Source organism: Methylorubrum zatmanii, from assembly GCF_014845115.1.
Classification (GTDB): domain Bacteria; phylum Pseudomonadota; class Alphaproteobacteria; order Rhizobiales; family Beijerinckiaceae; genus Methylobacterium; species Methylobacterium zatmanii.
In genome coordinates this window covers 24,377-48,216 of sequence record NZ_NKUI01000044.1, presented here as the reverse complement: position 1 = coordinate 48,216, position 23,840 = coordinate 24,377, and the positions used below count along the sequence as shown (strand labels likewise).

20 protein-coding genes are annotated in these 23,840 nt (G+C 69.0%); 10 read left to right on the top strand and 10 right to left on the bottom strand.

Annotation, left to right across the window (positions count from 1 at the left end; all coding sequences use genetic code 11):
* Positions 1-275, bottom strand: a 275-nt coding sequence (locus tag MZTS_RS06135; RefSeq protein WP_192282577.1) for a MucR family transcriptional regulator, incomplete at its 3' end; no start/stop codon positions are given.
* A gap of 393 nt (positions 276-668) precedes the next feature.
* Here MZTS_RS06135 and MZTS_RS06130 point away from each other — a divergent pair.
* The 3 genes from MZTS_RS06130 (at position 669) to MZTS_RS06120 (ending at position 7,071) form a co-directional block, all read left to right on the top strand.
* A complete protein-coding gene (locus MZTS_RS06130; protein WP_192282575.1) occupies positions 669-2,816 on the top strand; it encodes a S9 family peptidase in 2,148 nt (715 codons plus the stop codon).
* A 378-nt stretch (positions 2,817-3,194) separates the two neighbouring features.
* Positions 3,195-3,608 (top strand): hypothetical protein, encoded by a 414-nt coding sequence (locus MZTS_RS06125; RefSeq protein WP_192282573.1) that lies wholly within the window; start codon positions 3,195-3,197, stop codon positions 3,606-3,608.
* 130 nt (positions 3,609-3,738) lie between these two features.
* Positions 3,739-7,071: a hypothetical protein gene (locus tag MZTS_RS06120; RefSeq protein WP_192282571.1), complete on the top strand. Its 3,333-nt coding sequence runs from the start codon at positions 3,739-3,741 to the stop codon at positions 7,069-7,071.
* A 3-nt stretch (positions 7,072-7,074) separates the two neighbouring features.
* Here MZTS_RS06120 and MZTS_RS06115 read toward each other — a convergent pair whose 3' ends face one another.
* The 5 genes from MZTS_RS06115 to fabA form a co-directional block, all read right to left on the bottom strand.
* Entirely contained in the window at positions 7,075-7,476 is a 402-nt protein-coding gene (locus MZTS_RS06115; protein WP_192282569.1) for a DoxX family protein, read from the bottom strand.
* Between the two features lie 58 nt (positions 7,477-7,534).
* Positions 7,535-8,284 (bottom strand): flagellar type III secretion system pore protein FliP, encoded by a 750-nt coding sequence (gene fliP / locus MZTS_RS06110; RefSeq protein WP_192282567.1) that lies wholly within the window; start codon positions 8,282-8,284, stop codon positions 7,535-7,537.
* 77 nt (positions 8,285-8,361) lie between these two features.
* A complete protein-coding gene (fabI, locus tag MZTS_RS06105; RefSeq protein ID WP_192282565.1) occupies positions 8,362-9,189 on the bottom strand; it encodes an enoyl-ACP reductase FabI in 828 nt (275 codons plus the stop codon).
* 627 nt (positions 9,190-9,816) lie between these two features.
* On the bottom strand, positions 9,817-11,043 hold the full coding sequence (gene fabB, locus MZTS_RS06100; protein WP_192282563.1) for a beta-ketoacyl-ACP synthase I: 1,227 nt from the start codon (positions 11,041-11,043) through the stop codon (positions 9,817-9,819).
* 153 nt (positions 11,044-11,196) lie between these two features.
* Positions 11,197-11,736, bottom strand: a complete 540-nt coding sequence (fabA, locus tag MZTS_RS06095; RefSeq protein WP_009866753.1) for a 3-hydroxyacyl-[acyl-carrier-protein] dehydratase FabA — start codon at positions 11,734-11,736, stop codon at positions 11,197-11,199.
* A 278-nt stretch (positions 11,737-12,014) separates the two neighbouring features.
* Here fabA and irr point away from each other — a divergent pair, with 278 nt between their 5' ends.
* On the top strand, positions 12,015-12,518 hold the full coding sequence (gene irr, locus MZTS_RS06090) for a Fur family transcriptional regulator Irr (RefSeq protein WP_009866754.1): 504 nt from the start codon (positions 12,015-12,017) through the stop codon (positions 12,516-12,518).
* A gap of 55 nt (positions 12,519-12,573) precedes the next feature.
* On the opposite strand, the gene MZTS_RS06085 is transcribed toward irr, so the two are convergent.
* Entirely contained in the window at positions 12,574-13,167 is a 594-nt protein-coding gene (locus MZTS_RS06085; protein ID WP_009866755.1) for an SH3 domain-containing protein, read from the bottom strand.
* 316 nt (positions 13,168-13,483) lie between these two features.
* Here MZTS_RS06085 and MZTS_RS06080 point away from each other — a divergent pair, with 316 nt between their 5' ends.
* Positions 13,484-14,488 (top strand): 2-hydroxyacid dehydrogenase, encoded by a 1,005-nt coding sequence (locus tag MZTS_RS06080; protein ID WP_192282561.1) that lies wholly within the window; start codon positions 13,484-13,486, stop codon positions 14,486-14,488.
* A 183-nt stretch (positions 14,489-14,671) separates the two neighbouring features.
* Here the strand turns inward: MZTS_RS06080 and MZTS_RS06075 are convergent, their stop codons facing one another.
* Positions 14,672-15,685, bottom strand: coding sequence for a bifunctional riboflavin kinase/FAD synthetase (locus tag MZTS_RS06075; protein WP_192282559.1), 1,014 nt, complete (start codon positions 15,683-15,685; stop codon positions 14,672-14,674).
* Positions 15,686-16,011: 326 nt separating this feature from the next.
* Between MZTS_RS06075 and MZTS_RS06070 the strand changes: the two genes are divergently transcribed.
* The 3 genes from MZTS_RS06070 to MZTS_RS06060 all read left to right on the top strand — a co-directional run bounded on the left by MZTS_RS06070 (position 16,012) and on the right by MZTS_RS06060 (position 17,616).
* Complete coding sequence (locus tag MZTS_RS06070; protein WP_003604011.1) at positions 16,012-16,395, top strand: response regulator; 384 nt, start codon at positions 16,012-16,014, stop codon at positions 16,393-16,395.
* Positions 16,396-16,555: 160 nt separating this feature from the next.
* The gene (locus MZTS_RS06065) at positions 16,556-17,035 is read left to right on the top strand and encodes a protein phosphatase CheZ (RefSeq protein WP_009866964.1); all 480 of its coding nucleotides are present in this window, start codon (positions 16,556-16,558) and stop codon (positions 17,033-17,035) included.
* Positions 17,036-17,388: 353 nt separating this feature from the next.
* Positions 17,389-17,616, top strand: coding sequence for a hypothetical protein (locus MZTS_RS06060; protein ID WP_009866963.1), 228 nt, complete (start codon positions 17,389-17,391; stop codon positions 17,614-17,616).
* A gap of 18 nt (positions 17,617-17,634) precedes the next feature.
* Here MZTS_RS06060 and MZTS_RS06055 read toward each other — a convergent pair whose 3' ends face one another.
* Positions 17,635-19,125, bottom strand: coding sequence for an EAL domain-containing protein (locus MZTS_RS06055; RefSeq protein ID WP_192282555.1), 1,491 nt, complete (start codon positions 19,123-19,125; stop codon positions 17,635-17,637).
* Positions 19,126-19,398: 273 nt separating this feature from the next.
* Between MZTS_RS06055 and MZTS_RS06050 the strand changes: the two genes are divergently transcribed.
* Positions 19,399-19,620 carry a heavy-metal-associated domain-containing protein gene (locus MZTS_RS06050; protein WP_009865072.1) on the top strand — a complete coding sequence of 74 codons (222 nt, stop codon included), beginning with the start codon at positions 19,399-19,401 and terminating at the stop codon, positions 19,618-19,620.
* A 311-nt stretch (positions 19,621-19,931) separates the two neighbouring features.
* Complete coding sequence (locus MZTS_RS06045) at positions 19,932-21,605, top strand: formate--tetrahydrofolate ligase (protein WP_192282553.1); 1,674 nt, start codon at positions 19,932-19,934, stop codon at positions 21,603-21,605.
* Positions 21,606-21,656: 51 nt separating this feature from the next.
* Here the strand turns inward: MZTS_RS06045 and MZTS_RS06040 are convergent, their stop codons facing one another.
* On the bottom strand, positions 21,657-23,762 hold the full coding sequence (locus MZTS_RS06040) for a M3 family metallopeptidase (protein WP_192282551.1): 2,106 nt from the start codon (positions 23,760-23,762) through the stop codon (positions 21,657-21,659).
* Between the last annotated feature and the right edge of the window lie 78 nt (positions 23,763-23,840).

Genomic DNA, 23,840 nt, shown 5'->3' with positions numbered 1-23,840 from the left:
AGGTGCCGCTTCAGCGACTTGAAGGTCCGCCCATCCTCGAGGCAAACGAGATAATCGGGCTGGATCGACTTCTTGATCGGAACGGCGGGCTGCTGCGGCTCCTGGGGCTGGGGCTGGGCCACCGCCCGGCCGGTGCCGATCTGAAGCAGGGCGCCGTGGATGTTGCCGATCAGGGGCGCGAGCTCGGCAGCCGGAACCGGGTTGTTGCTCACATAAGCCGCGACGATGTCGGCCGTGAGATCGACGTAATCGACCGGCGTCTCGGTTTCGTTCATGTTTCTAACGATGTCCTCTCGCGGTGCAGTGCATGCCGTCGTCACGCTCGGGCTTCCCACGGGATGTCGGAAGCGACCGGATGTGGATCGATCTGTGCAATTGACCCGCTTGTTTTCGGTTCGGAGTGACGCCCCCTCTGTCACGCGAACTACCTAGAACATCGAAATTAGACCTGCAAGACAGGGCGGGTATGCACAACTGAACGGGTTCATCGGCGTGCAGGACGGATCATCCTGCCGTGAATGCTCCACAATCTTGGAACTCAAGCCTTCGGTCGTCGATCGCGGGCATTGCCGATTCCTCCCCCTGCACATTCGATCCTGCGCCTTGCGGCCTGAGCCGCGGCACGGCACATCCCCTGGCACAGGATGTGACCGCATCGGAGCCAGGCGATGACCTTCAAGCCCCCCCTGTTCGCCTTGCCGGCCGAAGCCCCCGCGGCCGAGGCGCGCCCGCACGCCTTCGAGCTTCATGGCCGGCGCGTCGAGGATCCGTTCGCCTGGCTGAAGGCCGGGAATTGGCGCGAGGTGCTGAAAAACCCGGCCGCGCTCGCCCCGGATATCCGCGCTTATCTCGACGCCGAGAATGCCTATGCCGAGGCCGCGCTCGGTCAGGCGGCGGAGCTGCGCCGGACGCTGGTGGCGGAGATGCGCGGGCGGATCCGCGAGGACGATGCCTCGGTGCCGGAGCCGGATGGCCCCTACGCCTATTACAGCCGCCACCGCGAAGGCGGCCAGCATCCGCTGATCTGCCGTCGCCCCCGCGCCGTCCATCGCATCGCGGAGGAGCCGGAGGACGGCGAGATCGGCGAGCAGATCCTGCTCGACGGGGACAAGGAGGGTGAGGGGCTCGCCTTCTTCGAGATCGCGGGCGCGTCTCATTCCGACGACCACCGCCTGCTCGCCTGGGGCGTCGACACCAAGGGGTCGGAACTCCACACCATCCGCGTGCGCGATCTCGACACCGGCGAAGACCGGCCCGATCGGATCGAGACCACGGCGGGCGAGGCGGTGTGGAACGCCGCCGGCACCGCCTTCTTCTATGTGGCCCTCGACGAGAACCACCGGCCGGCCCGGGTGATGCGCCACCGCCTCGGGACGGATCAGGCCGAGGATACCCTCGTCTACGAGGAGGCGGATCCGGGCTTCTTCGTGAATATCGGCCGTACCCAGTCCGGCACCTATCTCACCGTCACGGCGAGCGACCACGAGACATCGGAAGTCCACCTTCTCAAGCGCTCCGACGATGAGGCGGCGCTGACCTGCGTCGCGCCCCGCGAGCCGCGGCTGATCTACTCGGTCGAGGATTGGGGCTCGTATCTCGTCATCCTGACGAATGCCGACGGCGCGGTGGACTTCAAGGTCGTCACCTGCCCCCTCGACGCCACCGCCCGCGAGAACTGGCGGGACGCGGTGCCCTACCGGCCCGGCGTGATGATCCGCCACCTGCACGTCCTCGGCAACCACCTCGTGCGGCTGGAACTGGAGAATGCCCTGCCGCGCATCGTGGTGCGCGATCTCAAGGGCGAGGAGCACACCGTCTCCTTCGCCGAAGAGGCCTATTCCCTGGGGCTGCTGCCCGGCTACGAGTTCGAGACCGCGCGGATCCGCTTCGTCTACTCGTCGATGACGACGCCGGCCGAGACCTACGATTACGATTGCGTCACCCGCGCCCGGATCCTGCGCAAGCGCCAGACCGTGCCGAGCGGTCACGAGCCGGCCGATTACGTGACGCGCCGCCTGTTCGCCACCGCGCCCGACGGGGAGAGCGTGCCGATCTCGCTGCTGCATCGCCGCGGGCTCGCCCTCGACGGGTCGGCGCCGCTGCTGCTCTACGGCTACGGCTCCTACGGCACGCTGATGCCGGCCGGCTTCCGCACCAACCTGCTCAGCCTCGTCGATCGCGGCTTCGTCTACGCCATCGCCCATGTCCGCGGCGGCACCGAGAAGGGGTGGAACTGGTATCTCGACGGCAAGCGCGAGAAGAAGCCCAACACCTTCACCGATTTCGTCGCCTGCGGTCGGGCGCTGGTCGAGGCCGGCTACACTGCGAAGGGGCGCATCGTCGCCCATGGTGGCAGCGCCGGCGGCATGTTGATGGGGGCTGCCGCCAATCTCGCGCCGGACCTGTTCGCGGGCATCGTCGCCGACGTGCCCTTCGTCGACGTGCTCAACACCATGCTCGACGCCGATCTCCCGCTCACCCCGCCGGAATGGCCCGAATGGGGCAATCCGGCCGAGAGCCGGGAGGCCTTCGAGACGATCCTGTCCTACTCGCCCTACGACAACGTGGCGGCGAAGGCTTATCCGGCGATCCTGGCGCTCGGCGGTCTCACCGATCCGCGCGTGACCTATTGGGAGCCCGCCAAGTGGGTCGCCCGGTTGCGCGCCACCATGACCGGCGGCGGGCCCGTCCTCCTGAAAATCAATATGGAGGCCGGACACGGGGGCGCCGCCGGGCGCTTCGACCGCCTGGAGGAAGTCGGCCTGATCTACGCCTTCGCCCTGATGGCGGCTGGGCAGGCCGACCGGGCGGCCTGACGACATGGTTTGGCGGACGTGATGTCCTCACGCTGAGGGGCTGCGTCGGCACACTCGACCCATGCCGCGGCACTTGTGCAGCGGCATGCCTGCCATGGGATCGACCTTGCGGGAGCTTCGAGGCCGAGCTGCGCGCCTCCGTTCAGCAGGAGCAGTTTGGGACTTTCCGGATCAGGTGGCTCGCCAAGGCTCTGAAACGGACCGGGCGGAACATTTTGACCTTTCCTCGTCTCCACGCGCGGAGGGCGGCAGTCGGAGCGCGCTCATGGTCCGGGTTCTCGCTTCCGGGACATTGCGCTAGGACGGATCCCGTCGGGTTTCCCCGGCCCAACGATAAGTAAAAATAATAATCGACGAATAGATTTAGGGAGAAACACCGTGAAGCATCTCGCCCTCGCTGTCTGTCTCTTCGCGCTGCCCTTCGCGGCCGCGGCGCAGGAGCCACCGGCCGCCGTCGCCAAACCGGCGCAGCCGGCACCGGACGGCGCGGAGAAGGCGCCGCAGACGGCCGAGGAGCGCCAGAAGGCGAGCGCGGTCAAGCTCGCCGGTCTCGTCCGGTTCGTCGGCGAATCGTGCAAGGAGGTGCAGCCGGATTACGAGCGCTTCAAGGCAGTGGTGGCCGCCATGGGGGTCGATCTCGACGCGATCTCGAAGGGTGAGCTGCTGATGCGCAGCATGAGCTACACCGAGGTCTACCGGAAGGACGTCGAGGCCAGCTGCCGCAAGGCGGTGGAGCTGTTCGGCGAGAAGGGCACGGCGATCCCCGGCCTCGTCCTGCGCAAGGCATCCTGAAACGCTTGGCGCCGAAGAGCCGTCTTTTAAGCGCCCGTTCACCGCGTTGCGCCAGACTGCCCGCATCGGTGGCGTAGGGCGACCGGCCCTCGTCTGAGGCCGGACGCCGCGAAGGCGGGCGTTTCGCGCGATGGGAGGACGGGCCGGTCAGAGGCAGCGGCTGCGTCCGGGCAGGCTCATCCTGCGCGCCGGCCTCGTGCTCGGTCTGTGCGCCGGGGCCTCGGCGGCCTCTGCGGCCCGTCTGGTTTCCGCCAAGGGCGCGCAATCGGACGGCTTCGGCCGCATCGTCCTGACCTTCGACGAGCCGGTGAAGGTGAAGGCCCGGCTCTCCGGCGCCATCCTCGTGCTCGGCTTCGGCGAATCGGTCGGCGCGGGCCCCGAGCGGATCGCCGTCGGCATGCCCGATTACGTCGCGGTGGTGCGACGCGACCCCGATGGCTCCGCCATGAGGCTGGCGCTGCAGAGGCCCTATCGCATCAACGTGCAGGATGCCGGCGAGCGGGTCTTCGTCGATCTCCTGCCGGACAATTGGAGCGGCTTTCCTCCGCCGCTGCCGGCCGAGGTGGTGGCGGATCTCGCCCGCCGGGCTGCTGCTGCCGAGGCGAGCCTGAAGGCGCGCAACCCGGCCCCGCCGCCGCGTCCGCTCTCGCTGGAACTCTCCCACGGCCCGGCCCGCACCCGGCTCAGCCTTCGGGTGCCGGCGGGGACGGAGGCGGTCTTCGCCCCAGCCGAGACGGCAACGCGCCTGACGCTGCCGGGCGCATGGCGCCTCGACGACCATTCCCTGCGCGGGCGCCTCGACCCGGCCATCGGCAGGATCGCCGTCGAAACCGAGGCGGGTGAGACGCGCATCCTCGCGACGCCGGGCGAGGGCGTGACCGTCGTGACGGAACGGGACGAGGATCTCGCGATCATCGACTTCCTCTCAAAGCCAGCGAAGGAGGTCGAAGCGAAGCCGGCGCCCTCCGCCGCAGCGCAGGAGGGGACGCAGGAAGCGGCAATGGAGGCGAAGAAGGAGGCGGCGCCGGCCCGCCTTGCGGAGGCGCCGCCGCGCCGGGCCGAGCCCCCGCCGCGCAAGGCGGGCGCGGGGCTCGTCTTTCCCTTCGCCACGCGCGTGCCGGCGGCTCTGTTCGAGCGCGGCGGCATCGTCACGCTGGTCTTCGCCACCACCGAGCCGGTCCAGCCTCCCTCGTCCGGAACGACCGGGCTCGTCGCCCTCGGCCCGCCCCTGCGCAGCGGCGGCTTCACCGTGCTGCGCTTCAAAGCCCCCGCAAACCGGCTCGTGGATCTCCTGCCGGTGACTGAGCCGATGGGATGGGAGATGGTGGCGGGCGACGGCCTCGCGCCGAGCGAGAGCCTGACCGCCCAGCGGATGCCGACGAGCCAGGGCCGCATCGGCCTCTCCCTGCGCCTGCCCGATCCAGGCCCGGCCGGCTGGCTCGACTTCGACGGTGAGCGCATCGCCGTCGTGACGACGGTGGGCGCCCGGCCGGCGGGGGTGGCCAAGATGCAGCGCTTCGTCGAGTTCGACCTGATTCCGAGCCGGCTCGGTCTCGCCGTGCTCGCCCGTGCGGACGACCTGATCGTGCGGCCGGATCTCGACGGCGTCACCATCGTGCGGGAGGGTGGCAAGGAGGGCAGGGAAGGCGGCCTTGCGGTCTCCGGGGTCTCGCGCCCGGCCGATCCGGCGGTGGAGGCAGTCAGCGATCTCGTCATCGACCGCGACACCTGGGAGAAGGCGCAGCGGGGCGACGTCCGCACCACCCTGCGGGACGGGCTCCTCGCCGCCGCCGAGGCCCATCGCCGCGACCGCGGCGGCCTCCGCCTCACCCTTGCCAAGATGCTGATGGCCAACGATCTCGACGTCGAGGCGCTCGGCACGCTCACCGCCGCCGCGGCCGAGGATGTGGTGATCGACGGCGACCGGCAGACGGCGCTGATGCGCGGCATCCTGCTCACCCGGATCGGCCGCAGCGAGGAGGCGCGCAAGCTGCTCTCCGAGGAGCGCTTCGCCATCAACCCCGAGGCGCGGCTGTGGCGCGGCCTGGCCGATGCGGCCCTCGGCCGCTGGGCCGAGGCGGCGGCCGCCCTGCGTGCCGGCGAGCCGGTGTTGGAGCGCTACCCCGAGACGCTCGCCTCTTATTTCCATGCCGCCGCCGCGGAGGCCGCCGTCGAGACCGGCGATTGGGAGGCCGCGGCCCGCGAATCGGTTGCCGCCTCCCGCGCCGCGACCGACGCGACCCGCGACCGCCTGACCCTGCTGCGAGCCAAGGTGGACGAGGCGACCGGGCGCGGGGCGGCGGCCCTGTCGGCCTACGAGACGCTGCGGGATCAGGCGCCCTGGCCGATCGCGGCCGAGGCGACGTGGCGCGCAGCGGCTTTGGGCTACCGGCTCGGCAAGACGGCTCTGCCCGATGCGATCGACCGGCTCGAGGTTCTGGGCCTGACCTGGCACGGCGGCGCCACCGAAATCGAGACTCTCGGCGCCCTGGGCGGCCTCTACGAGGATGCCGGGCGCTGGCGCAAGCTGTTTGCCACCGCCCGCCGGGCCGACGTGCTGGATGCGAACGCACCGACGGTGAGAACCCTCCACGAGCGGGCCCAGGCGGTGTTCGAGGATCTGTTCCTGGGGGCACGGGGCGAGCGACTCGGCGGGGTCGAGGCGCTGGCGCTCTACTTCGACTACAGGGACTTCGCTCCGGCGGGGCGGCGCGCCGACGAGATCGTGCGGCGCCTGGCCGACCGTCTCGTGGCCCTGGACCTGCTCGATTCCGCCGACGAGTTGCTGCAACACCAGATCGAGCGCCGCCTTCAGGGACCGGCCCGCGCGGCGGTTTCGGCCCGGCTCGCTACGATCCGGCTGATGGCCGGCAAGCCCCTGGAAGCGCTTCAGACGCTCGACGCCACCCATGTTCCCGGCTTGCCGGAGGAGGTGCGCCGCTCCCGCGCGCTGCTGCGCGCCCGTGCCCTGTCGGACCTCTCCCGCACGGATCTCGCCCTCGAGACCGTCGAGGGCGAAACCGGATCCGACGCGGAGCGGCTGCGGGCCGATATCCTGTGGGGAGCTCGGCGTTGGCGCGAGGCGGGCGAGGCCCACGAGATGATCGTCGGGACCGCCTGGAGCACCGGCAAGCCCCTCGACGACGCGGCGCGGGCCGATGTGATCCGAGCCGGCATCGCCTATGGGCTCGCGGGCGAGACCCTCGGCCTCGAACGGCTGAAGGCGAAGTTCGCCGGGCTGATGGCCGAGAGCGCGGATGCCCGCACCTTCGCGATGCTGATGCGCCCCGATGCCTCCCGCACCGCCGCCTTCCGCGATGCGGCCCTGCGCGCCACCAAGGCGGAGACGCTCGCCGCCTTCCTCACGGAATACCGCAAGCGCTATCCGGACAATGCCGTGCCGGAGCGCGGCAGCGTGGCGCCCGGCAACCGGGCCGAAGCGCTGTCGCCCCCGCCGGGATGATCCTCAAAAGGCGCTGCGGCTGCGCTGCGCGTCCAGGCTCCACGGGCCGGGGCCGGCGAAGGCGATGTAGAGGAAGACGAAGCAGAAGAGGATCGCCGCGTCGCCGCCGTTCAGCGCCGGGAACGGGCTCTTGGGCGCGTGGGCCATGAAGTAGGCGAAGGCCATCTGGCCCGAGAGCAGGAAGGCGACCGGGCGGCTGAACAGGCCGATCAGAAGCAGCGCGCCACCGATCAGTTCGAGCAGCCCGGCGGCGCCCAGCAGGGACAGCAGCGGCGGGTTCATTTGGCTCGCCGGGAAACCGAGGATCTTCTGCGTGCCGTGCGCCATGAAGATCAATGCGGCGACGATCCGCAGGACGCTCAGCATCCGCGGGGCCCATGATGTGGTGACAGTCCTCAGATCCATGCGTCCGGTTCCCTGTGTCGTGCTGCCGCCGCGATCTCGAATCGCGCAACGGCCAAGCTCATCCTCCGTAACTCTGAACGAGGGAGCCCGCCACCAGCGTCCAGCCGTCGACCAGGACGAAGAAGATCAGCTTGAACGGCAGTGCCACCGTGGCCGGCGGCAGCATCATCATGCCCATGGCCATCAGCACCGAGGCGACCACGAGGTCGATGATGAGAAAGGGGATGAACAGGAGGAAGCCGATCTCGAAGGCACGGCGCAGTTCCGAGATCATGAAGGCGGGGGTGACGATCTCCAGGCCGACCGCTTCCGGTCCGGCCGGGGCGGGCTGGCGCGCCATGTCGAGGAACAGTTTCAGATCCTTCTCGCGGACGTTGCGCAGCATGAAGGTCTTGAACGGGCCCGATGCGCGCTCGAACGCCTGGGATTGGCTGATCTGACCCGCCATCAGCGGCTCGATCCCGGCTCGGTAGGCCTCGCGGGCCGTTGGCGCCATCACGAAGGCGGTCAGGAACAGGGCGAGGCTGACGATGACGGCGTTCGGCGGCGCGGTCTGCGTGCCGAGCGCCGAGCGCAGGATCGACAGAACCACGACGATTCGGGTGAAGGCGGTGGCCATCACCAGCACGGAAGGCGCGAGCGCCAGGACCGTGATCAGCGCCACGAGCTGGAGCGCCCGCTCCGTGGTGCCGCCCGCGCCGAGATCGAGAGTGACGCTCTGCGCCAAGGCGCAGCCCGCGCTGCTGAGGAGCAGCGGGACGGCGGTAAGGAGTGAACGCGGCAGGTGGCGGAGCGGGGAGGGGGTCATCGCGGGCCGCACCCTGCGGTGCCCGCCCGCTTTCCACAAGCGATGCGTGGACACGCCCGCGCTAGAACCGCCGACGATCAGACGTCGCCGACGCCCGCCTCGTCCTGCGCCTGGAGCACGGCCGTGCGGGGCATCGAGATGATGTTGTAGCCCGAATCAACGAAGTGGATCTCTCCGGTCACGCCGCCGGAGAGATCCGACAGCAGATAGAGGGCGGAATTGCCGACATCCTCCAGCGTCACCGTGCGACGCAGGGGGGCATGGGCCTTCTGATGATTGTACATCAGCCGCGCATCGGCGATGCCAGCGCCCGCCAGCGTGCGCATCGGCCCTGCCGAGAGGGCGTTCACCCGGATGCCGTCCGGCCCGAGATCGCTGGCAAGATAGCGGACGGAGGCTTCCAGCGCGGCCTTGGCCACGCCCATCACGTTGTAGTTGGGCATCACCCGGGTCGAGCCGGCATAGGTCAGCGTCAGGAGCGAGCCGCCCCGGGGCATCCGGGCGGCGGCGCGCTGGGCGATCTCGGTGAAAGAGAAGCAGGAGATGGTCATGGTGCGCGAGAAATTCGCGCGGGTGGTCACATCGACGTAGCGCCCCTTGAGCTGCGCCTTGTCGGAGAAGCCGATGGCATGGACGATGAAGTCGATTCCATCGGGGAAGCGCTCGTCGAGTGTGGCGAAGGCGGCGTCGACGGTGGCGATGTCCTCCACATCGCAGGGCAGCACGATGTCGGACCCGACCGAGGCGGCGAGCGGCGCGACCCGGCGCCCCAAGGCCTCACCCTGGTAGGTGAAGGCCAGCTCGGCACCGTGCCGATGCAGGGTCTTGGCGATGCCCCACGCGATCGAATGATCGTTGGCGACCCCCATGATGAGGCCGCGCTTGCCCGCCATCAAACCCGTCATTCGTTCTCACCCGTACACGCTCGACCTGCGGCCGATCCCGAACGGATCGGGCTCGGCAGCGGCTCAGGTCTCTTGTCCGACGCATTCCCCGTCGCCGAACCGGTCCGCATCTCGGTCGGGAACGCGCGGGCGCGTCGGCGCTCTCCTGAGGCTTAGCCCGCCGGGCGACGGCCTGTCCACGCGCTGCATCCCGTTGCGCACCGGGCATGAAAAAGCCCCGGCGCGGGGCGACGGGGCTTGTGGGGAAGGCGGGAGATCAGAAGTAGCCGCGGGTGCCCGATTGGGCGTCGTCGATCAGCGCCTGCTTGGCGCGCACTGCCAGACTGGCCGCGATGGCCAATCCGCAGACGGAAAGCAGAGCGAGGACGGTAATCATGGTAAATCCTGCTTAATGAAGCAGGAACGTCCTTGCAACGGCCGGGTTCCGAATTTCCATCAGACTAAGCGCGCCCTTGAGCTTCGGTTTTGTTTCGCATTTGCGAAGCTCGACCGTCGCGCCGCAAAATCGCTCGCCGCAGGCCTCATCCCAAATCCGGTTGCTCCCTTCGGGAGGGCGGATGTGGGCTTCGCTCAAACGCCGCGCGGGCTTGCCGATACGGGATCCGCTCCGATCAAGCGGATCCCGTCTCAGGCGTCCGGGTGCTTGAGAACCAGCGTCGCGTTGGTGCCGCCGAAGCCGAACGAGTTCGACATGACGTGGCCGAGCGAGGCTCCGTCCCGGCGCTGGCGCAGGATCGGCATGTCGGCGAAGGCCGGATCGAGCTCGTCGATATGCGCGCTTTCGCAGATGAAGCCGTTGTTCATCATCAGCAGCGAGTAGATCGCCTCCTGCACGCCCGTCGCACCCAGGGAATGACCGGTCAGCGACTTGGTGGCCGAAATCGGCGGGCAGGCTTCACCGGAGCCGAAGACTTGGCGGATCGCCTCGATCTCCTTGTCGTCGCCCACCGGCGTCGAGGTCGCGTGCGGGTTGATGTAGTCGATCCGGGCGCCCTTCAGGTCTTCCATGGCTTGGCGCATGCAGCGCACCGCGCCCTCGCCGGAGGGGGCGACCATGTCGTGTCCGTCGGAGGTGGCGCCGTAGCCGGCGACCTCGCCGTAGATCCGCGCGCCGCGGGCCTTGGCGTGCTCGAACTCCTCCAGCACGAGCACGCCGGCGCCGCCGGCGATGACGAAGCCGTCACGGTTGGCATCGTAGGCGCGGGAGGCGCGCGTCGGTGTGTCGTTGTAGCGCGAGGACATCGCGCCCATGGCGTCGAACAGGACGGAAAGGGTCCAGTCCAGCTCTTCGCAGCCGCCGGCGAAGATGATGTCCTGGCGGCCGCCCCGGATGATCTCGGCGGCATTGCCGATGCAGTGGTTCGAGGTCGCGCAGGCCGACGAGATCGAATAGTTCACGCCGCGGATCTTGAACCACGTGGCCAACGTGGCCGAGGCTGTCGAGGACATGGCCTTCGGCACCGCGAAGGGCCCGACCCGCTTCGGCCCCTTGTCGCGGGCGATGGCGGCCGATTCGACGATGGTCCGGGTCGAGGGGCCGCCCGAGCCCATGATGATACCGGTGCGGTCGTTGGAGATCTCGCGTTCTTCCAGGCCCGCGTCGCGAATCGCCTGATCCATGGCGACATGGTTCCAGGCGGTGCCGCCGCCGTGGAAGCGCATGGCGCGGCGGTCCACCACCGCCTCGGCATCGAGCGCCGGAGCGCCCGCCACCTGACTGCGGAAGCCGTGAGTCGCCTGCGCCTCGGAATGCGTGATCCCGGAGCGGGCTTCCCGCAAGGAGGCCAGCACCTCCTGGGTGTTGTTGCCGATGGACGAGACGATGCCCATCCCGGTGATGACGACACGCCGCATGATGGCTCGTGCTTGTTTGCCGCAGCCTGCGCGGCAATTCCGTGAGGGGTCAGTTAGGATGTCGCGCGGCCAATCTCAACCGCGTGCGACGCGCTCCCCGCCGAAGGAGGCAGGGTTTCGATGCAAGAGAGCGCTTTTCGAGGCCGGCCCGCCTCAGGAGCGAAACAGAGCCACGCGCAGGTCGCTTGCCTCGTAGATGCGCCGCCCGTCGGCCTCGAGCCAGCCATCGGCGATGCCGAGCACGAGCTTGCCCTGGCGCACGCGCTTGATGTCGATGCCGTAGACGACCTGTTTGACGGTCGGCAGCACCTGATCGGTGAACTTCACCTCGCCGACGCCGAGCGCCCGGCCGCGGCCCGGCGCGCCGAGCCAGCCGAGATGGAAGCCGACGAGCTGCCACAGGGCGTCGAGGCCGAGGCAGCCCGGCATCACCGGATCGCCCTTGAAGTGGCAGGGGAAGAACCAGAGGTCGGGCCGGATGTCGAATTCGGCGAGCACATGGCCCTTGCCATGGGCGCCGCCCTCGGTGCCGATCGAGGTGATCCGGTCGAACATCAGCATCGGCGGCAGCGGAAGCTGAGCATTGCCCGCTCCGAACAGCTCACCGCGCCCGCAGGCCAGGAGATCCTCGTAGGAGAAGCTCGAAGCGCGCTGCTGAGAAGCGCCGTCGGATTGCTGGTCGAGAGAAGCCATGGATGACGTACGGGTCCTCGGTGACGGACAGGTCCGACGATGTGAGCGGACAGGCGTGATGGGATGGGTGTCTCGTTAGCACAGGCTTCTCGCGCCCACAAAGCGCCCTGCGCACCCGATTGACCACTGCTGGGCGGTGCCCGCCCGGGACCGGCGAAGTCATGCATATTCCACGTACCAACCCAGAGTCCGCGCCGGTACGGGTTGCCGCAGGCGTCCGTGCTCCGTATAATTTGCTCGCTATACTCGTTCTAAATAAGTGGGAATCATTCCCGGCGATGTCCGATCTGACGCCCCTCCAGGCCGTGCTGAACGCACGGTCCGCTTCTCCGGTCGATACGGCCGCTGGCCGCCGTGGCTGCCCGCTGTCCGACCTGCGGGACCGTCTGCGCCGCGCCGGCCTGCGGCCGACCCGTCAGCGCCTGTCCCTGGGCTGGCTCCTTTTCGGCCGCGGCGACCGCCACCTGACTGCGGAAATGCTCTACGACGAGGCGATGCGGGCCAAGGTGCCGGTGTCCCTCGCCACGGTCTACAACACCCTCCACCAGTTCACCGAGGCCGGGCTCCTGCGCCAGCTCGCGCTGGACGGGTCGAAGGCCTATTTCGACACCAATCCGAGCGAGCATCACCACTTCTTCCTGGAGGAAGAGGGCGAGGTGCTCGACATGCCGGAATGTGGCATCTCGGTCGATTCGCTCCCCGAGGCGCCCGAGGGCATGGAGATCGCCGGGGTTGAGGTGATCGTTCGCCTGCGCCGTCGTCAGGTTTCCGGTCGCGGCTGATCAAATCTGCCTGCCGAAAGAAAAAAGGCCCGGATGTCCGGGCCTTTTTTCTTGCCTATTCCACCCGCTCGTCCGGGTAGACGCCCCAGAGCCGGCTTTGGCGGATATAGCCGTCGACATCGCCGCGCTTGTCGGGGAGGGGCACGACGAGGCGGCACCACGTGCCGGTACAGCTCTTGACGCTGCCGATCACCCCCGGCTGCAACCGGGCCTGTTCGGCGGATTGATCGTCCGCGCGGGCGGTGAGGGGAACGGTGGCCTTGGCCGCATCCGCCCGCTCGCCGGATGGCGGGATCACCACGGCGGTGCGGCGCCCTGACAGCAGCGAGTGCAGCACCCAACCCTCGGTCCCCTCCGAATCGCGGATGCGCCGCCAGGTCTCGAACTCGGCGACGATCTCGACCGGGAGGCCCTCGCGCTGGAACACCCAGAGCGTGCGATGGTCCTTCGAGGGCCCCTCGCGTAGGTTGACGCGGTTGGTCTTCAGGCTGGCGTAGCGCGGCAGCGGCAACTTGGTCACCGGCCCCTTGCCGACTTCGGGAGCCGGGGCGGGGGCCGATTCGGCGGTCAAGGGCACCAGCACTGCGAACAGGGCCGCGAGCACAGCGAGGCGGGTGGGGCTCACCAGGGGCAGGTTAGGCGGGCGCATCGTCCCTCGTCTCCGATCCGTGGCTTCGATCATGTCGGTAAGAGAAAGCGCGGCCTTGCCCGGATGCTCTCCCGGATCGACGGGCGATCCGCCGATTGTCCGCTACCGATCCCTCGGGGGTTGGGCCGCATTGTGTTCCCCGACCTCTCTGGTAGAGAGGCCGGATGTCCTGCGGTGAGCCGGCGGACCGGCTCGCCTTCGCCCCATCTGGCCGCGCCATGGTTAAGGGAGCGTAAGCCGGCCTTTCGTGGCAAGCCGCGGAGGCTGTCGGCTCGGGACCGGGATGCAGTGCCGGACGACCTCGGTGGGAGGAAACATGTCGTCGTTGAAGCGCAAGCCGCTGGTGGTCGTCACGCGGCGCCTGCCGGACGCGGTGGAAACGCGCATGCGCGAGCTGTTCGACACGCGCCTCAACCACGATGACGCGCCGCTGTCGCAGGAGGCGCTGGCCGCCGCGATCCGCGAGGCGGATGTGCTGGTCCCCACCGTCACCGACGAAATCAATGCCGGGCTCCTCGCCCAGGCGGGGCCGAACCTGCGGCTCATCGCCAATTTCGGCAACGGCGTCGATCACATCGATGTCGGCGCGGCGTTGGAGCGGGGCATCACCGTCACCAACACGCCCGGCGTGCTGACCGAGGACACCGCCGACATGACCATGGCGCTGATCCTGGCGGTCGCTCGCCGGATCGCGGAAGGCGCGCGCATCATCCCCGACGACGACTGGACCACCGGTTGGTCGCCGACCTGGATGCTCGGCCGGCGCATCACCGGCAAGCGCCTCGGCATCGTCGGCATGGGCCGCATCGGCCAGGCCCTGGCCCGCCGCGCCAAGGCATTCGGCCTGTCGATCCATTATCACAACCGCCGCCGGGTTCCGTCGGCGATCGAGGAATCCCTCGACGCGACCTACTGGGAATCCCTCGACCAGATGCTGGCGCGGGTGGACATCGTGTCGGTCAACTGCCCGCACACGCCAGCGACCTATCACCTGCTCTCGGCCCGCCGCCTCAAGCTGCTCAAGCCGGAGGCGATCGTCGTCAATACCGCCCGCGGCGAGGTGATCGACGAGAACGCCCTGGCGCGCCTGATCGAGGCCGGCGATGTTTCGGCCGCGGGCCTCGATGTGTTCGAGCAGGAGCCGGCGGTGAGCCCCCGCCTCGTGCGGCTCGCCCGCACCGGCAAGGTGGTGCTGCTGCCGCATATGGGGTCGGCCACGCATGAGAGCCGTACCGATATGGGCGAGAAGGTCATCATCAACATCAAGACCTTCATGGATGGCCACCGTCCGCCGGACCGCATCCTGCCGACGATGCTCTGAAGGTTGGCCTCCGTAGTTCGCGCTCGCCAGCATCTCGCGCTCGTCAGGGCGCGCGCGAGCGGAGCCATCCAGACGGCGCCGCGACATCAGATTGGCGCGCGCCCTGGACTGCTTCGCTCACGCTCGCCATGACGGGAATTGCGGGCCGAAGGAGCGCCGTGGTCGCGAGGCGCCGGGCGCGCGTCAGCCAAGCATCGACGGCACGCGATCCGCGACGATCGCCGCCCGGGCCTGCATGGAATCGACATCCATCTGCGCCACCAGAGCCTCGGCGCTGGCGAAGCGTTCCTCGCCGCGCAGATAGGCCAGAAGCTCGACCGCGACTTCCTGGCCGTAGAGATCGCCTTTGAAGTCGAACAGGTGCACTTCGAGCAGCGGCGCCCCGTCGTCGAAGGTCGGGCGGCGGCCGTAGCTCGCCACGCCCGGATGCAGGTTCCCGTCGGCGAGCCGCACCCGCACTGCGTAGATGCCGTGGGCGAGGCCACAGGCATCCAGGGCGAGGTTGGCGGTCGGGTAGCCGAGGGTGCGCCCGCGCTTGTCGCCGTGACGCACCTCGGCCAGCACGAACCAGCGGTAGCCGAGGAGGGCGTTGGCCCGCGCCACGTCACCGGCCGCGAGCGCGGCCCGGATCGCGCTCGAGGAGATCGGCGCGTCACCGGGATCCGCCGAGACCGCCGGAACGATGCGGCAGCCGATACCGGCCTGGGCGCAGAGATCGGCGAGCGTGCCCGGCGAGCCTTCGCGGCCGCGGCCGAAATGGAAATCGTGGCCGATCACCACGCCGGAGACGCCGAGTTGGTCGCGCAGCCAGCCCTCGACGAAGCCTTGGGCGCTGGTTCCGGCCAGCGCCGCGTCGAAGCGGCGCACGATCAGTCCATCGAGGCCGAGGCGCGCGAAGACGATCTCCTTGGCCCGCCGCCCGCTGAGCCGGAACATCGGTTGGTCGGGGGCGAAGAAGGCGCGGGGATGCGGCTCGAAGGTCAGCACGGCGGCCGGGCGCGATCCGGCCTCGTGACGCACCGCCTCGATCAGGGCGCGATGGCCGCGATGCACGCCATCGAAATTGCCGAGCGCGACGACGGCCCCGGCTAATTCCGGCGGGATCGCATCGTCCTCGCGGCAGATCGCGAAGGCTTTACGAGAGGAGGGGAGGCCGGTCCCGGCGGGCGGCGCGGCGTTCTCTTCGCCTGACGGCATCGGATCCTGCGATCGGGTGTCTGCGCGCCTCCGGGCATCGGCGGGCGCGGGCGCTTCGATCCCGCGCGGCGAACGGGCCGCCCCCGCGCCGGAGATCCGCGCGGCCGGAGACTTGGCGAAATCGGCTCCCCCGGTCAAGCGAAGCACAGAAGGCTGATTCACCCAGGTCTGCACGACTCGGCGCGGATTAACCGCTTCGCAATCCGCGCCCCGTATTGTCCAGAACACGGAAGGCGGCTCCACTCTCACTCATCGGTGCGACACCGGTCGCGGATGAGCGCTGCGCGGTGCCGGCATCAAACAGGGACAATCGGAGCAGACGTCATATGGCCCTCGACCTCAGCATGCCTATCCTGGTGGTCGACGACTACCAGACCATGGTCCGCATCATCCGCAACCTCCTCAAGCAGCTTGGCTTCGAGGACGTGGACGATGCCTCCGACGGGACGGCAGCCCTCGCCCGCCTGAAAGGCCGGAAATACGGTCTGGTGATCTCGGATTGGAACATGGAGCCGATGACCGGCTACGAATTGCTGCGCCATGTCCGCGCCGACGAGGGCCTGCGCACCACGCCGTTCATCATGGTCACCGCCGAGTCGAAGACCGAAAACGTCATCGCCGCCAAGAAGGCCGGTGTGAACAACTACATCGTCAAGCCCTTCAACGCCGCCACCCTCAAGTCGAAGATCGAGGCGGTCTGCGGAGCCTGATCTCCGGGGCCGTCCCCGCAGCTGCGGCCGGCTCAAGAGCCAGCCGCCCGGCAGACGGATCGACGATGAGAACACCGAAAGAGTGTGTCCCGAGAGGTCGCCCATGAGAATGATGGCAGCGACTCGCGAGAACCGGTCGCAGGTTTCGAGCCCCTCCGCGATGGTCAAGGAGCTCATCGACATCGCCGACTACATCGCGAACCTGCGGGACGCGATCGCCCTGTTGCGGGCCAACGAGCTGACCCGCCATCGCCTTCCGATGGTCCACGAGGAGCTGAGCGAAGTGGTGGCCGCGACAGCCGGGGCCACCAACTCCATCATGGGCAATGCCGAAGCCATTCTCGGCCTGCCGGATGGACCGGGCTATCGTGCGGCGGTCGAGGCCAAGATCTACGACATCTTCGAGGCCTGCGCCTTTCAGGACATCACCGGCCAGCGCATCGCCAAGGTGGCTGAGGCGATGAGCCAGCTCGAAGGCCGGCTGGCACGCTTCAGCGCGGCCGTGAAGGCCCGCGACGCGAACGGCATCGACGAGACGGAGGCCGAGCGCCACACCCGCAACGAGGCGCTGCTGCTGAACGGCCCTCAGAAGGGCGGACCGGCTACCGCGCAGGACGAGATCGACGCCCTGTTCGCCTGAGGCGGCCCGTTCTCTCCGGGCAGCACGGCGAACGGGATGGTCGCGGCTCAAGTCTCGTAAGGGGGGCTGAAGAAGCCGAGGCCATCGAGCTGCGTCGGATGATACTGGAATGGTCGCGCCGCTGGATCGCTTCGCTGACGCTCGCGATGACGGAGTGCGGCAAATCCTGAGGCAAGCACCCTGCACCGATGCGGCGTTGTCAGGCCCGGCTCGGCTGACGAAGGCGACGCACCGGGGCGGAGGTCTTACGGTCAAGCTGCCTTGATCCGACCATCCGGTCTGCGAAAAGCCGTCAAGGTCGTCCCCGAAGAAGGGCGCGGGATCCGAGAAGCGGAATCCGCAGGGGCTTGACCATGGCGAGAAATCATCTGCCGCTGGACGGCGCATCCGGCGATGCCCTCGACAGCGCCCGGGCACAGGGGCGGCTGCACCATTCCATCGCCACGACACTTCTGGTGATCGCCGCCGCCCGCGCCGAGCGCGCGGCTCCTCCGGTTCAGGCCGCCCGGCAGCGTCTGGCTCAGATCTACGGCGCCACGCGTCTGCGCAAGCGGCTGGAGCGCGAGACCGCGCAGGGCTGACCCCGCCCAGTCTGCGCCTTATCCGGCCCTGCGCAAAAAGTCCCGGAAGGGGCGGCGCTGCGGTGGCGGGCTCGGCGGCGGATCGGGGGAGGGCGGTGGCGGCGATACCGTCTCGGGTGGCGCGGTCAGCACCTCCGCCCGCACGGCCCGGGGCGCGGCGAAGACGGAGCCCTGCGCCAGCGGCACGTCGAGATCGATCAGGTCGGGGACCTCCGTCTCGGACTCGACCCCGGTCGCGACCAGACGGATTCCGGCGCGGACGAGGGAGGCGACGAGATCCTCCAGCGCGATGTCCGGCATCGCCTCGCGGGTCAGCGGGCGCAGCAGCAGAGAGGCCGCGACCTTGACCTGGGTGATGCCGCGTTCGGCCAGGCTGGTCGGGTCGAAGCGCAGATCGATCGGCCGGTCCATCACGAAGCCGATACGCCCGCGCAGGCCCGCGAGCAGCGCCGCCTGTTCCGCATCGAGGCTGCGCCAGCTCGCCTGCGGCAGTGCGATCACGACCCGGCCAGCGAGTTCGGGCCCTTCGCTCACGAGGCGTCCGAGGGAGCGCAGAAAGCCCGGCTCGAACAGCGAATGCGGCGAGAGGCTGTAGCAGACGGAGGCCGGGCTGCCGCGCCCCTGCAGATGCCGCGCGATGATCGCAACCTGCTGGAGCATGCGGCGATCCAGCGCCGTGGTCCGGCCATGCCGCTCCAGCACGGGCAGGAAGGTCTCCGGCGTGAGGACGATTCCGCCGACCTTGAGCCGGGCCATGGCCTCGTAGGAGACGACCTTCCGCTGCGGCAGGCTGACGACCGGCTGTAGGAAGACCTCCAGCCCGGCACCGTCGAAGGCCTCGATCAGCGGAGTCTCGTCCGCGACCGTCTCGAACGGATCGGACAGGCGGGGGGCGGGAGGCGTCGTGCGCGGCACGAGCCGCATCGGCGCGGCCTCCTGCGCGGCGGGAGAGGGCGGTGCCGCTTCCGGTGGATTCGGCCGTGAAGCCGGACGCGATGGCGCGGCCGGCTTGGCGGCGGCTTGGGCCTGAAGCTGAGCCTGCGCTTGCGTCTGAACCTTCAGCCGGTCGATGTCGCCGTCCTGGGCGGCCACCACCGAGGCCAGCTCACGCACGATGCCGCTGAGGATGCCGATCTCGGCGGTCACCTCCTCGATGCCGGCGGCGAGCCGCTTGTCGAGAGCCTTCACGGCCTCGTCGGCAGGGGGCGCGGAGCTGTGTCCCCCCGTGCCCTGCATCCGCGTCTGGACCAGCGCGGCGGCGACCGATTCCAGCTTCACCAGACGTTGGGACAGGATGCCGATCTCCTTTGAGACGACCTCCTGCGCGGCGGTGACGGCGGACAGGCGCCGCCACAGCAGCAAGCCACCGGTGAGGCCGAGCCCGCACACGGCGCAGACCGCGGCGAGCGGCGCGACCAGGGCCAGCGGGACGAGGACCAGGACGCCGATGAGGCCGAGGATCCAGGCGGTGCCGCGCGGGCGGATCGTTCGGGCTTGCGGTGTCTTCACCGTCGATCGACGCGTTTCTGTCTGGTGGCCGCGGCCGGAAAAGGTTCGCACGATGCGGGGGGAGACCCGCAGGCCGTGGGGCTGCGACGCGTCGGCGGGCTCTGGGGCAAGACCGCCTTACGTCGTAACCCTAATCTCGCCGAGCCGGCCGGCGGCCGCAAGGCGGCGGGCCGGCTTCTCCCCGTGCAAACGGCGTCTCACCCGGCGCGCCGGCCACACGCTTGCCAAGTGCCGCACGGAAGCCACATGGACCGGAGGTGGGGAAGGGATGCCATGGACCAGGGACCGATCCAGCTGACCATGCGGGTGGAGGGCATGACCTGCCAGGGCTGCGCCGAGGCCGTGCGCCGCACGATCCGCCGCCTCGACCCGCAAGCCGAGGTGGCAGTCGATGTGGAAGCAGGCCGCGTGACGGCGACCACCCACGCCCAGAGCCTCGATGTGGCGCAGGCGCTGACCGAGGCCGGCTACACTGCCACCGCGATGACCGGTTGAGCCGTGCGCCGACCCCGATGGACGTACCGCTTGCGGGCTGACACCACGACTTCTGAAGAATCTTGACGGTCCGGGTCAAAAAAAACCGAGAGGCTTTTCTTCGCCGTTTCGCCCAAACTGCGACGATCGGTTTATCGTGGCCATAGCCTCGGCTAAAGCGCTTGGCGCTTCAATCGAGGCCGGGCCAGGGTAAGGCGCGCCGAAACGACGTCAGAATGTCGCCTGTCCCGATCCGGTCGGCTTCCAGCCGGGGTCGAGCGGTGGATTGGCGCGTCGCGAGCCCGGGTTCTCAAGAAACGACGGTGAGAGAAATGCCCTCAGATATCGAGATCGCCCGCGCGGCGACCCTGAAGCCCATCGCCGAAGTCGCCGGCAAGCTCGGCGTGCCGGACGAGGCGCTGCACAATTACGGCAAGCACATCGCCAAGATCGACCACGGCTTCATCAAGTCGCTGGAGGGCAAGCCCGAGGGCAAGCTGGTGCTCGTCACCGCGATCTCGCCGACGCCTGCGGGCGAGGGCAAGACCACGACGACGGTGGGCCTCGGCGACGCGCTCAACCGCATCGGCAAGAAGGCGGTGATGTGCCTGCGCGAGCCCTCGCTCGGCCCCTGCTTCGGCATGAAGGGCGGCGCGGCCGGCGGCGGCAAGGCGCAGGTCGTGCCGATGGAGCAGATCAACCTGCACTTCACCGGCGATTTCCACGCCATCACCTCGGCGCACTCGCTGGCCGCCGCGCTGATCGACAACCACATCTACTGGGCCAACGAGCTCAACATCGACGTGCGCCGCATCCACTGGCGCCGCGTGGTCGATATGAACGACCGGGCCCTGCGCGCCATCAACCAGTCGCTCGGCGGCGTCGCCAACGGTTTCCCGCGTGAGGACGGCTTCGACATCACCGTCGCCTCCGAGGTGATGGCGGTGTTCTGCCTTGCCAAGGATCTCGCCGACCTCGAGGAGCGGCTCGGCCGCATCGTCATCGCCGAGACCCGCGACCGCAAGCCGGTGACGCTGGCCGAGGTGAAGGCCACCGGCGCCATGACCGTGCTGCTCAAGGACGCGCTGCAGCCGAACCTCGTGCAGACGCTGGAGGGCAACCCGGCCCTGATCCATGGCGGCCCGTTCGCCAACATCGCCCATGGCTGCAACTCGGTGATCGCCACCCGCACCGGCCTGCGGCTCGCCGATTACACCGTCACCGAGGCCGGCTTCGGCGCCGATCTCGGCGCGGAGAAGTTCATCGACATCAAGTGCCGCCAGACCGGCCTCAAGCCCTCGGCGGTGGTGATCGTCGCCACGGTGCGCGCGCTCAAGATGCATGGCGGCGTCAACAAGAAGGATCTCTCCGGTGAGAACCTCGACGCGCTGGAGAAGGGCTTCGCCAACCTCGAGCGCCATGTGAAGAACGTGCGCAGCTTCGGCCTGCCGGTGGTGGTCGGTGTGAACCACTTCTTCCAGGACACCGATGCCGAGCACGCCAAGCTCAAGGAGCTGTGCCGCGACCGGCTGCAGGTCGAGGCCATCACCTGCAAGCACTGGGCGGAGGGCGGCGCCGGCGCCGAGGATCTGGCCCATGCGGTGGTGAAGCTGGCCGAGGGCGAGCAGCAGCCGCTGAACTTCGTCTACGAGACCGAGTCGAAGCTCACCGACAAGATCAAGGCGATCGCGACCAAGCTCTACGGCGCGGCCGACATCCAGATCGAGTCGAAGGCCGCCACCAAGCTCGCCGGCTTCGAGAAGGACGGCTACGGCCACCTGCCGATCTGCATGGCCAAGACGCAGTACTCGTTCTCGACCGACCCGACGCTGATCGGCGCTCCGTCGGGCCACCTCGTCTCGGTGCGCGACGTGCGCCTCTCGGCGGGGGCCGGCTTCGTGGTGGTGATCTGCGGTGAGATCATGACCATGCCGGGCCTGCCCAAGGTGCCGGCGGCGGACAACATCCGCCTCGACGCCAACGGCCAGATCGACGGTCTGTTCTAGCCTCACGTCAACCCTCTCCCCTTTCCGGGGGGAGGGTTCCTTTTTTATGATTTAAGCTGCCAACCCGCGCTTCTTGAGCAGCGGCGCGATGCTCGGCAGCCGCCCCCGGAACGCCGTATAGGCTTCGCGGGCGTCGCGCAGGTTGCCGGCGCCGTAGATCGTCCGGCGCAAACGCTGGGCCGTCTCCGGGTGGAAGATGTCGCCGGCCTCGCGGAAGGCGTCGAAGGCGTCGGCGTCGAGCACCTCCGACCAGAGATAGCTGTAATAGCCGGCGGCATAGCCGTCGCCGGAGAAGATGTGCGCGAAATGCGGGGCGCGGTGCCGCGCCGCGATCTCTGCCGGCATGGCGATGCGGCGCAGGGCGTCCACCTCGAAGGCGCCGACATCGAGCCCGTCCTCGCCGGCGGCGGAAAGGTGCAGCGTCATGTCGACGATGGCCGAGGCCGCGTATTCGACGGTGGCGAAACCCTGGTTGAAGGTCGCGGCGGCCAGGAGCTTCTCCAGCAGCGCCTCCGGCATCGGCTCGCCGGTCTCCACATGGCGGGCATGGGCCCGCAGCACCTCCGGCTGCTGCAGCCAGTGCTCGTAGAGCTGGGAGGGCAACTCCACGAAGTCCCGCGAGACCGCGGTGCCAGACAGGAGCGGGTAGGTCACGTCCGAGAGGAGCCCGTGCAGGGCATGGCCGAATTCGTGGAACAGGGTGCGCGCGTCGTCGAAGGACAGGAGCGTCGGCTCGCCGCGCGGCGCCCGGGCGAAGTTCATGACGTTGACGATGATCGGCGTGATGTCGCCGTTGAGCCGCTCCTGCGAGCGGAAGGCGCTCATCCAGGCGCCGGACCGTTTCGAGGCCCGCGCGAAGTAATCGCCGAGGAACAGGCCCACCTCCGACCCGTCCGCATCGCGCACGATCCAGGTCCGCACGTCGGGATGGTAGCGCGGCACGTCCCGAATCTCTTCGAAGCTCAGGCCGAACAGCCGTGAGGCGGTGTCGAAGGCCGCCCGGATCATGCCGTCGAGGGGCAGATACGGCTTGATCTCGGCCTCGTCGAGATCGTGCCGGGATCGCCTCAGCTTCTCGGAGAAATGCCGCCAGTCATGCGCTTCGAGCGTGAAATCGTGTCCCTCGGCGCGCACCAGCGCCTGCAACTGCTCGCGCTCCTCGGCGGCCCGCTGCAGCGCCGGCTTCCAGACGTTGCGCAACAATTCCATCGCCGCGTCGGGCGAGCCGGCCATGGTGTCGTCGAGCTTGAGATGGGCGAAGCTGTCGAAGCCGAGCAGCCGCGCCCGCTCGGCCCGCAGGCGCACGATCTCCGAGATCAGGGCCCGGTTGTCGGTTTCGCCCCCGTTCTCGCCACGGCGGATCCAGGCGTCGTAGGCCCGCGCGCGCAGGTCGCGGCGGGTCGAGAAGACGAGGAAGGGCTCGATCAGCGAGCGCGACAGGGTGATGACGTGGCCGTGCTCGCCGCCCCTCTCCTTGGCCGCCTCGGCGGCGGCGGCGCGCAGGAAGGGCGGCAGACCGGCGAGATCGTCCTCGCCGTCGAGCGGCAGGATGAAGCTGCGCTCATCGGCCAGGATGTTCTGCGCGAAGCGCGTGCCGAGTTCGGCGAGCCGGGTGGCGATCTCGGCGATGCGTGCCTTGGCCTCCGGCGCGAGGTCGGCGCCGGCCCGGCGGAAACGGCTGCGATAGCGGTCGAGCACGCGCCTTTCCTCGGCGCCGAGGCCCTCCGCCTCGGCGTCGATGGCCGAGAGGCGGGCCCAGAGAGCGGGGTTCAGGGTGATGGCGCTGGCATGCCGTGCGAGCTGCGGGGCCACCGCCCGCTCGATGGCCTGGAGTTCCGGGCCGGTGTTGCTGCCGGTGAGATTGAAGAACACGTTCGCCACCCGGTCGAGCGCGTGGCCGGCCCGTTCCATCGCCGCGACGGTGTTGGCGAAGCTCGCCGCCTCCTGGTTTCCGGCGATGGCGGCGATCTCGGCCTCATGCTCCTTCAGCGCGGTGGCGAAGGCCGGCACGAAATGCTCCGGCCGGATCGCCTCGAACGGCGGCAGGCCGAAGGGGGTCGACCATTCCCGCGCATCGAAGGGATTTCCCGGCGCCGGGCCGGCCTCGTCGCCGGGTCCCGAACCCACGGGGAGGTCGCGTGCGGTGTCGGCGGTCATGAACTCTGCCTTCGGGAACGACGTTCGGTGCAAGGCGTCAACATAGGTTTGCGGCCGGCTCAGCGCAAAGCGGCCGTG

Coding starts and splice junctions, on each gene's coding strand:
- MZTS_RS06070 (WP_003604011.1), top strand. CDS start 16,012: ATGGCCCTCGACCTCAGCATGCCTATCCTGGTGGTCGACGACTACCAG.
- MZTS_RS06065 (WP_009866964.1), top strand. CDS start 16,556: ATGGTCAAGGAGCTCATCGACATCGCCGACTACATCGCGAACCTGCGG.
- MZTS_RS06075 (WP_192282559.1), bottom strand. CDS start 15,685: ATGCCGTCAGGCGAAGAGAACGCCGCGCCGCCCGCCGGGACCGGCCTC.
- fabI (WP_192282565.1), bottom strand. CDS start 9,189: ATGACGGGTTTGATGGCGGGCAAGCGCGGCCTCATCATGGGGGTCGCC.
- fliP (WP_192282567.1), bottom strand. CDS start 8,284: ATGACCCCCTCCCCGCTCCGCCACCTGCCGCGTTCACTCCTTACCGCC.
- MZTS_RS06085 (WP_009866755.1), bottom strand. CDS start 13,167: ATGCGCCCGCCTAACCTGCCCCTGGTGAGCCCCACCCGCCTCGCTGTG.
- MZTS_RS06130 (WP_192282575.1), top strand. CDS start 669: ATGACCTTCAAGCCCCCCCTGTTCGCCTTGCCGGCCGAAGCCCCCGCG.
- MZTS_RS06045 (WP_192282553.1), top strand. CDS start 19,932: ATGCCCTCAGATATCGAGATCGCCCGCGCGGCGACCCTGAAGCCCATC.
- MZTS_RS06040 (WP_192282551.1), bottom strand. CDS start 23,762: ATGACCGCCGACACCGCACGCGACCTCCCCGTGGGTTCGGGACCCGGC.
- MZTS_RS06060 (WP_009866963.1), top strand. CDS start 17,389: ATGGCGAGAAATCATCTGCCGCTGGACGGCGCATCCGGCGATGCCCTC.
- fabB (WP_192282563.1), bottom strand. CDS start 11,043: ATGCGGCGTGTCGTCATCACCGGGATGGGCATCGTCTCGTCCATCGGC.
- MZTS_RS06120 (WP_192282571.1), top strand. CDS start 3,739: ATGGGAGGACGGGCCGGTCAGAGGCAGCGGCTGCGTCCGGGCAGGCTC.
- fabA (WP_009866753.1), bottom strand. CDS start 11,736: ATGGCTTCTCTCGACCAGCAATCCGACGGCGCTTCTCAGCAGCGCGCT.
- MZTS_RS06115 (WP_192282569.1), bottom strand. CDS start 7,476: ATGGATCTGAGGACTGTCACCACATCATGGGCCCCGCGGATGCTGAGC.
- irr (WP_009866754.1), top strand. CDS start 12,015: ATGTCCGATCTGACGCCCCTCCAGGCCGTGCTGAACGCACGGTCCGCT.
- MZTS_RS06080 (WP_192282561.1), top strand. CDS start 13,484: ATGTCGTCGTTGAAGCGCAAGCCGCTGGTGGTCGTCACGCGGCGCCTG.
- MZTS_RS06050 (WP_009865072.1), top strand. CDS start 19,399: ATGGACCAGGGACCGATCCAGCTGACCATGCGGGTGGAGGGCATGACC.